The following is a 6,802-nucleotide window of genomic DNA, read 5'->3' as shown; positions in this document are numbered from 1 at the left end:
AGTACGAGGCAATTGATATTCTGCGTTCCAAACTTCCAATTGGTGCCATCGAGCATTAAATGCATTTTAGGAACTGGCTCCCAAATACTTGATATCAAGGCTTTTGAGAAGAGTCCAGAATCAATTAACTTGTCCTTTTAAAAAAACTCCTGATGCGTTCAAGCTTGGATTTTATTGAAGGTGGAGAGTTCATCTTGTGGATCAGCGCAGGATGCTGAACATTTTGCTGATCGATCATACTAAATACGAAGGTTCATTTGCATTAAACATTTTTGTTTATTTTTAATAAAATAGCCTGTCTTTCGGATTTTTTAAAGACCCTTCAAAAAAGTGAGGGGGAGTATGGAAAAATACTAAGAATCTGTGTTCACAGTTAAGCCAACCGACGAATCAGTAGCATTGAATGGCGAATCATAACGTTGTGTCCGCCGATTGAACGCTTATTTCATACTCCTTGGCTGATCGCCTAAAATGATTTAGCCAAGCAAATGTTATCTCTATCCCCCATATTTTCGCTAAAATTGCCCAGCCCGACGTAATACGTGCCGAAATCTCTACGGTCTTCTTCAACAAGTTTTGAACAAACTCTTCGAACGTTTTACGATAACTAGCATCTGGGCATACGCCTTTAGGCGCTGAATATTTTACACCTTCCTTATCAAACGCCTTGTATCCCGCAATAGTGTGAACCTTTACATGAAAAATATATCCTAGGGATCCGTGACACTATGGCGTTTGCGCTCTTTGACTTCTTTGACCTTCGTTCCCCCGTAAATCCCTTGATTTACAGCTTTGTCTGTTTTTTTTGTACTTTGTAAGTCAATTAGACTGTAGGTCGGATCGTCTCGTCCATTGTTTATCCGGCTTTTTTCTATAAGATCCCTTATCATTTTCTCCCCAATTCCGCTTTGTCTTGCTTGCATGTAAAACCTGTACACTATTTTCCATAGAAGAATGTTTTTTGCGGAAAAAGGCCACTGACAGCCCGTCTTTATGGGATAACCCCCCCCGTTAGTAAGCGCTCTCTTCCGTTTTTTGCCATAATCTCCTGTATCAAATGAGATTTTATTATCTCGGATAGGGCACGCCACTTACCTCCTAACCAAGATTTGTATCAGATCTTATATTAAATTGTGAAGACAAGTTCTAAAAATCTCAATAAAAGTATCCGTTCCATTGTGTGAGTATTTTTTTATACGACGAATGAAAGGCTTTCCAACCAAAAATACAATAAAAAAACTGCTCATCAACGCCCCAATGGATCGAAAGGTTAGATAGCGAAATAAGTTGAAAAAAGACGCATAGTAAGTCATATGACTCAAATAAAACAACATAATAAAGCTTAAAATTAAATTTTAAAGGGAATGAAAACAATTATACTATGACTTTGTTATCTTTTACAATACAATGTTTTTTAAAATCTAAGCCCCTGTCTTCACAGTTCGCATAACACTTTCATAAAACGAACAACCGCAACAGTTTTAAGACGCAATACTACGTCTTTTTTGTTTCTGTAATTACTGTGCAGATAATTTATGTCTATTATTTTTTTGTAAAATTTTATATTTTTTTGATAAAATAAAAAATATAAAAATTAGCTTATTATAAACATGCTAAACAAATTTTTTTTTATTCTGTGTTTTTTCTGTTAAGCGCAAATACAGAAATCTATGCAGGTCTTTATGAAGATCTAATGAAAATTAAGAAAAATACTTTTGGACCTCACTTCCACCACGAGTACTACGAAAGACTAGCGGAACAATCCAACGAACAGGGTTTTGCTCCAAAGCAGATCTTTCAAAGATCAATCAGAAAAATTTAGATTTTTTTAATGGGATTGTTTTTGAGTTTGAAATTTTTTTTAAGTGAAATAATTGAAAATAAGCCGAATTTTAAAAATCTTTTTTTAATCAAACAGATCAACAATACAGTCAAGAAAAAGAAATTCCTTTAAAAATTCGAATACTCTTAGCAAAATATTACGCTGATAATTTTATTAACCACATGAAAAGTGTTTATTACTCATATATAAAAAATATTTACGACGCTTTGCCTAGTAATGAAAACGTTAATGAAGAAAAAATTAAAAGTGAATTAACCAAAAAATTAGTAAAATATTCTGCTCAGATAACAAAATTTATCAATTCTCAACCTGCTATGGAAGATCAAATGAAGAAAGCCTTAGAAAAATATCCCTCTACGTTTGTTCTTTTTAGAGAAAAATTGGAGGATATTAAATCTAAATACTATCAAGATTTTGAATATATATTTTTAGAAAAAGATCCAAAACCAAATAATAATTTTATTACTATGAATAATTTATCTAATCCGGAAGAAATGAATTTTTTTAAAGGGGTTAAAATAGAAGAAAAAGAAGCAGAAATTATAGAAATTGTTTCTAAACAAAATTGTGATAAGTTAAAAAATTTTTTAAATCAGAAAAATCGTACCCAAATAAAAAATTTAAAAGAGAGGTCTGTTAAACAAGACGGCACGCGTTGCGAGATGATCAGTGAGATAGGATAAAGGATTTTTTTCCTGAAAAATTGGGGCCGACCAAGTAAAATCGCCTGTTTTTGGAAGCTGTTTTATACCGCTATAATACAAGAAGCACTTGGAGGAGATTTAGACTTTGACGATTTTCCTCCCCATCCAACCTTGATCTTTTTATACTGTTCACTAAGGAAGCAATTTTTTTATTACTCTATAATTTCAGTGAGAACGGTCAAACCAAGAGGCAATTTGCGCCATAGAAAACACACAATACACGTTTCGACCATGATTGCATTGGGCAGAATGTGGTGTTTTTTCCATAGCTCTTAATAGCCCATTCATTTCTTCTAAAGATAGGGAATCTCCTAAAAAAACACTTTTTCTGCACGCCCAATACGCCAAAACGTGGTGTAAAAGCTCCTGATGAACCTCTTTAGGAGAGCAAAACAACTCATCAGAAAGGCGCTGCACTACACAATCCCAAAGGGCATCGGCAGGATATTCATGAAACACTGCAGGAATTCCCTTAAGTACAACCCCGTTTTCTTGTTTTTCTACAGGAAATCCTACCTGTGCCAATGCGGCCGCATGAGTTTCTACAAGAAGATTTTCTGCCTCTGTTAAAGAAAGGGGAAGAGGAGGAATCAGAAATTGCACATCAAAAGATCTCCATTGACGTTTCATTTCTTCATAAAGAACGCGCTCATGCGCTCCATGAGGATCTACAATTACAAGCCCTTGTGCATTAACTGCTATAATATAACGCCTATGAATTTGACCAATTGCTTGTCCTAAATCTATCTTTTCAGTATTATCCAAAGAAGGAGATAATCCTTCCCTTGATGCAAAAAGCTCTGCTGCTAATGAAAGAACAGAGTCTCCCTCTTTCAGAGAAGAAGGCATAGATAAATGCTCCCCCCCTTAAGTCCTGAAAAATACGGAACCTTGGGTGGCCTACTCTCTTTACGAAAAACGGAAGTGTACGAAAAATCTTGTTCTTCTTTTTTCAAAGAATTCAGCGAAGAATTGATATGTTGTACAGAAAAATCATCTTGCATAGAAAAATCATCTTGCATTGATGCAGAAGAAAGATTATTTTGCGCTGATAAAGAATTAAGTTCATTTTTCCCCAATGCAGAGTCAACATTACCTTGCTCTGGTAAAGAATCAAAATTACCTTTCACTGACATAGAGTCAAAAGAAAAATCATTCACAAAAGCTTTTAAACTCTCCACCTTAGGTGCAATATTTACACTTTTTTGCCCATTTTGCATTAACGCTTTTTTCAGTGCTGCTATTACTACTGCACGAATCTCTTGAGGAGCTTTGAATCTCACTTGAGTTTTTGCAGGGTGAACATTAACATCAACATCTGAATAAGGAATACTTAGAAAAAGAATTACACACGGATACCGATCTTTTGGAATAAGATCTTGATAAGCAAACCGAATACTTTGAATAAGCATCCGGTCTTCAATAGGACGTTGATTTACGTATACAAATAATCGATCTGCATTTCTTCGATGTGCTCCTGGAAGCGCTCCCCATCCGGTTACTGTTATATCTTGAATCTGTGTTTGCAGCCAAAACCCTTGCGTTGATGGCATATTCAGTAGGTGTTGGATACGGTTTTCTAAAGAAGTTGCTTCAAATATTTTTTGCTTTTCATCAAGACGTAAGAAAAAAGAAACGGCAGGATTTAAAAGTAAAAACCGATCCAAACAATGAGTAATATGGATGTATTCTTGCGATGGAGATCTTAAAAATTTTAATCGCGCAGGAGTTGCAAAAAAAAGATCACGAATTTCAATACAGGTTCCCGTTTCACAGGCAATAGGCTTAAGAGGGTGCTGCGTTCCTCCTTCAATATAAAGGCTAAATCCGTGGGGATGATCTAATACTTTACTGGTTAAAGTAGCTTTAGATACAGAGGTAATGGATGCCAATGCTTCTCCACGAAAGCCAAAAGTATGAATATTCCACAAATCGGAATGAGAAAGCTTTGATGTAGTATGCCGGTGGACAGAAAGCTTCAAATCTTCTTCTACCATACCGTGTCCATTATCTTGTATTCGCACTAAACTTTGCCCTCCCCCCCGGACAGTAATGTGGATCTGAGTTGCTTTTGCGTCTAAAGAATTTTCAACTAACTCTTTGATAACGGAAGTTGGGCGCTCTATCACCTCCCCTGCGGCAATGCGGTTGATGAGCTGCGGCTCTAGTAAGCGAATAACACAAGACACTAATAAATTGTAAATCTTTTATCAAAACTAAATAAAATTTTATCTAATTTTTTCTTACAAAGCAATCTTTTTTGGATTAAATCACTTAAAAAACTGGCATGCAGATTTTAGCTCTCAATCATAAAATTTTTTAATCTAGATCAAAGTTAAGAAAAAATAAATTAAAATCTTAAGCTTTCTTCTTTCGTTATTCGGAAGTTCTTTATGAATCCAAACCTACGATGAGTTTTAGCCTTCGGCCCCCAATTTTTTTTGGGGAGAATAAAATTTTTATTCAACAATCTTATTTTCTAACAATTCATTCTTATCTATAAATTATTTTTATAGACCATTAAAATCTTCAGATTATTTTCCTATATAAATTCTAATATAGTCATTTAGCCCGAAGATGGGATTTGGAAGAATGAAGAAAAAGCTTCATAAAGTTTATCAAATGCATTAACTTGGCATTTAATCCATCGGTTCATATTGGCCAAGAAATTTATTATTTACGAATCCCGCTATAAGTATTTGTTCGCGCGTAATACAGCTAAAACATCATAAAAAAAATATGACAATGGAGCTGGATAGAGTTATAATTACAATTCCACTTTCCATAAAGGGAAAAATATGCAAAATATGCTAGGAGATGCAGATCATAGTTTTCTTTATTTGCAAGACTTTTAACCAAAGATATCATGATTAATTCTCAAAGTTTTATTAACGTGAAGTGCCGAAAAAATACGCACAGTATTTCAAGTGATCGTGTGTTTGCAAGGAGTTTTCGATAAAATCTCGTAAACCAATGACGGTGTCGACCGTTGTCTTGTTCAAGGGAAAACGTTTTATCTTTTCCCTAAAAAAAGGCCGGGGCTTGGAATAATTTTATTAAAACCTTCCCAATGATCTTTGCAATAAAGTAAAATTTTCCATTTTTTTAATCGTTCAAAAAATCGTTTAAATGTTTGGAGTGCTCACCAAATTCCCAATCGATGAGCCGTTTTCCAGCACGATCCTAGGCTTTAAAATCCAAATTTTTGCTTCTTTTTTTTAATGATGCCAAAATTCATTGACTTCCATGACACTACCTTTGTCTTCTGGGGATGGCTCAATTTTGGCGCATATCCTTGATCCTAAGGTGCCCGCCCACTTCAAAACAGCGCTCGGCTGACACCCAAAAGCTGAGCAATTCGGTTCATTGAAAGGCAGCTTGCGTATAAAACAAGGGCTTTGAGCTTATATTCCTCGAGCACACCTCGTGAGATTTTTCCACATTTTTTACATTTGCACCGCTGCTCGCCTCGAACAAAACTGCTTTTAAAGCAATATTAACATTCAAAAAATTTATCATACTCCCCCTCACTTTTTTTGAAGGGGCTTTTAAAAAGATCCGAAAGAGAGGCTATTTTATTAAAAATAAACAACAATGTTTAATGCAAATAAACCTCTCATCCCGCGCAGAGACTTTTAAAACCTTCGTACTTATCGATCAGCGAAATGTTCAGCATCCTGCGCTGATCCACAAGATGCACTCTCCACCTTCAATAAAATCCAAGCTTGAACGCGTCAGGCGTTTTTTTAAAAGGACAAGGAATTGATTCTGGACTCTTCTCAAAAGCCTTGATATCAAGCATTTGGGAGCCAGTTCCTAAAATGCATTTAATGCTCGATGGCACCAATTGGAAGTTTGGAACGCAGAATATCAATTGCCTCGTACTAGCTGTTAGAGTTGGAAAGATTGCATTTCCTTTGTTTTAGAGCATGCTTGATCACCAGGAAAATTCGCACACCCAAGCACGCATCAGTTTATTAAACCAATTTAAGGAAATCTTTGGGTTCGATAAAATTCTCTCCTTTTCAGCTGATCGCGAATTTGTGGGCAAAGATTGGATCACTTATTTGTGTGACTTATTTGTTTGACTTATTTGCGTGACCATAAGATCCCTTTTTTTATCCGTATAAAAGATAATCCATTGGCCAACTTCGGCACCTCTAAAAAGCCTTTGAAGGATTTTTTTACTCACCTAAATACGGACGAAAGTCGCCATCTGTAACATGCTGGATGATCCTATGGGGGGGGGCGTAAG

The 6,802-nt window shown here is 35.5% G+C and carries 8 protein-coding genes and 1 pseudogene; 5 read left to right on the top strand and 4 right to left on the bottom strand.

All coding sequences use genetic code 11. The annotated features are described in order from the left end of the window. Positions 1-710: 710 nt before the first annotated feature. Positions 711-923, bottom strand: coding sequence for a hypothetical protein (locus HE1_RS07970; RefSeq protein WP_162480153.1), 213 nt, complete (start codon positions 921-923; stop codon positions 711-713). Positions 924-2,004: 1,081 nt separating this feature from the next. Here HE1_RS07970 and HE1_RS01505 point away from each other — a divergent pair. Continuing rightward, a complete protein-coding gene (locus HE1_RS01505) occupies positions 2,005-2,526 on the top strand; it encodes a hypothetical protein (protein ID WP_035543959.1) in 522 nt (173 codons plus the stop codon). 186 nt (positions 2,527-2,712) lie between these two features. On the opposite strand, the gene HE1_RS01500 is transcribed toward HE1_RS01505, so the two are convergent. The 3 genes and pseudogenes from HE1_RS01500 to HE1_RS10220 all read right to left on the bottom strand — a co-directional run. Further along, positions 2,713-3,396, bottom strand: a complete 684-nt coding sequence (locus HE1_RS01500) for a DNA mismatch repair MutL family protein (RefSeq protein WP_035543955.1) — start codon at positions 3,394-3,396, stop codon at positions 2,713-2,715. Next, positions 3,381-4,736 carry a DNA mismatch repair endonuclease MutL gene (gene mutL, locus HE1_RS01495; protein WP_052567192.1) on the bottom strand — a complete coding sequence of 452 codons (1,356 nt, stop codon included), beginning with the start codon at positions 4,734-4,736 and terminating at the stop codon, positions 3,381-3,383. The genes HE1_RS01500 and mutL overlap by 16 nt, the downstream gene beginning before the upstream one ends. A 1,113-nt stretch (positions 4,737-5,849) precedes the next feature. Further along, positions 5,850-6,054: pseudogene (locus tag HE1_RS10220) on the bottom strand (helix-turn-helix domain-containing protein); the annotation flags it as partial. A 94-nt stretch (positions 6,055-6,148) separates the two neighbouring features. Between HE1_RS10220 and HE1_RS08665 the strand changes: the two are divergent. Genes HE1_RS08665 through HE1_RS08655 form a run of 4 tightly spaced genes read left to right on the top strand, consistent with a single transcriptional unit; the run spans position 6,149 to position 6,769 of the window. Then, complete coding sequence (locus HE1_RS08665; RefSeq protein WP_162531167.1) at positions 6,149-6,313, top strand: hypothetical protein; 165 nt, start codon at positions 6,149-6,151, stop codon at positions 6,311-6,313. Next, positions 6,273-6,473, top strand: a complete 201-nt coding sequence (locus HE1_RS01490) for a hypothetical protein (RefSeq protein ID WP_035543952.1) — start codon at positions 6,273-6,275, stop codon at positions 6,471-6,473. Before HE1_RS08665 ends, HE1_RS01490 begins: the two co-directional genes overlap by 41 nt. A 3-nt stretch (positions 6,474-6,476) precedes the next feature. After that, entirely contained in the window at positions 6,477-6,635 is a 159-nt protein-coding gene (locus HE1_RS08660; RefSeq protein WP_162531166.1) for a hypothetical protein, read from the top strand. Further along, positions 6,632-6,769 carry a hypothetical protein gene (locus HE1_RS08655; RefSeq protein WP_162531148.1) on the top strand — a complete coding sequence of 46 codons (138 nt, stop codon included), beginning with the start codon at positions 6,632-6,634 and terminating at the stop codon, positions 6,767-6,769. The genes HE1_RS08660 and HE1_RS08655 overlap by 4 nt, the downstream gene beginning before the upstream one ends. Positions 6,770-6,802 lie beyond the last annotated feature (33 nt).

This window comes from Holospora elegans E1 (assembly GCF_000648275.1).
Classification (GTDB): domain Bacteria; phylum Pseudomonadota; class Alphaproteobacteria; order Holosporales; family Holosporaceae; genus Holospora; species Holospora undulata_A.
This window is presented reverse-complemented; position numbering and strand designations above follow the sequence as displayed.

Excerpts from the sequence above, each read along its gene's own strand:
- HE1_RS07970 (WP_162480153.1), bottom strand. The coding sequence starts at position 923 with ATGCAAGCAAGACAAAGCGGAATTGGGGAGAAAATGATAAGGGATCTT.
- HE1_RS01505 (WP_035543959.1), top strand. The coding sequence starts at position 2,005 with ATGAAAAGTGTTTATTACTCATATATAAAAAATATTTACGACGCTTTG.
- HE1_RS01500 (WP_035543955.1), bottom strand. The coding sequence starts at position 3,396 with ATGCCTTCTTCTCTGAAAGAGGGAGACTCTGTTCTTTCATTAGCAGCA.
- HE1_RS08665 (WP_162531167.1), top strand. The coding sequence starts at position 6,149 with ATGCAAATAAACCTCTCATCCCGCGCAGAGACTTTTAAAACCTTCGTA.
- HE1_RS08660 (WP_162531166.1), top strand. The coding sequence starts at position 6,477 with ATGCTTGATCACCAGGAAAATTCGCACACCCAAGCACGCATCAGTTTA.